The 1,021-nt window shown below is 47.6% G+C and carries 2 protein-coding genes and 1 pseudogene; 1 reads left to right on the top strand and 2 read right to left on the bottom strand.

Annotated elements, in window-relative coordinates:
- Positions 1 to 100, top strand: a pseudogene (locus E1297_RS50090) (IS200/IS605 family transposase); the annotation flags it as partial.
- Positions 101 to 168: 68 nt separating this feature from the next.
- Here E1297_RS50090 and E1297_RS01485 read toward each other — a convergent pair.
- Positions 169 to 408 (bottom strand): hypothetical protein, encoded by a 240-nt coding sequence (locus E1297_RS01485; RefSeq protein ID WP_155132992.1) that lies wholly within the window; start codon positions 406 to 408, stop codon positions 169 to 171.
- The gene (locus E1297_RS01490) at positions 389 to 706 is read right to left on the bottom strand and encodes a hypothetical protein (RefSeq protein WP_155132995.1); all 318 of its coding nucleotides are present in this window, start codon (positions 704 to 706) and stop codon (positions 389 to 391) included. The genes E1297_RS01485 and E1297_RS01490 overlap by 20 nt, the downstream gene beginning before the upstream one ends.
- Positions 707 to 1,021: the final 315 nt, after the last annotated feature.

A 1,021-nucleotide genomic window follows, 5' to 3' on the forward strand; every position in this document is an offset into this window, starting at 1 on the left:
AAAGGGCGTTCTTTGGTCGCCGTCTTGTTTAGGAGGCTCTTGTGGGGCGCCTGTTGAGATTGTCAGGCAATACATTGAAGAGCATCGGAGTAAATATTGATACCTTGCTGCGCTCTTGCCCCCAAAGGAAGAGGTTTGCCGCGCTTCTGGATCAGAGCCTCTACTTTCCTATTTTTTGAACCAGCCAACAAGAATGCAAAACGGTCCGAGATAGATGGCAAAACCATTGCTGTCGTCTACGTGTTTGAAAACTTCAATACCGACCTCAAAAGCCCGATGGTTGATATAGCCACCAATAAACCCCTTGTTTTTAAAGCGAAGAGCTTGGCCTTTGTTAACGCCGCCGCGAACCTCGATAACGTCCATATCCGGGCCTTTCTGATGAATATTATCCGGCAGCGCCTTCAAGTCGAGATATGGTCTCTTCAAGTGCCTGCTCCGCCCCGTCCAGATAGTTAATCGCGCATTCTGACTCTTTACCATTTTTACCGTCTTGAAGGGCTTTGGCTATATTGTTGTAATATTCTTTCTCTTCATCTTTAGTTGCTGAAATTCCTGCTAGAATTTCGGTTAGCTTCTCACAGAGGATTTGGATTTCTTTACGCCGAGCGTTGTTCATAGTCGTGCCCTTCTTAATAAGGTTTTGAGCTGAGGTGTTTGTAGCCTTTGCCACCAACGAACAAATTTTCTTTTCACGGACGTCCATGTGTTGGAACTTTACAGAGCGGGCCGGGCGCTACTCCGGCTAGGTGTGGCGGGATTCGAACCCGCATGAACACATTGCACTAACTGACTTTCGGAAAGTCTGTCAGCTATCGCAAACACCACGTCTACCAACGTTTGTGCCCTACCACGTCTGACTGCGTGTCTGCTTCCACGCCGCCGCTCTGTAAAACTCCAACTGATCTTTCATGTTGCTAATGAAAATGGCACCTGTTCTTGCCCGTTAGATTTCAAATCTTTAATCTCCCTCCTCATTACCAAGGCTACCTTCTTAACGTCTTCCCCGCCCTGAAGGACG

It is taken from the genome of Roseibium sp. RKSG952, from assembly GCF_009711355.1.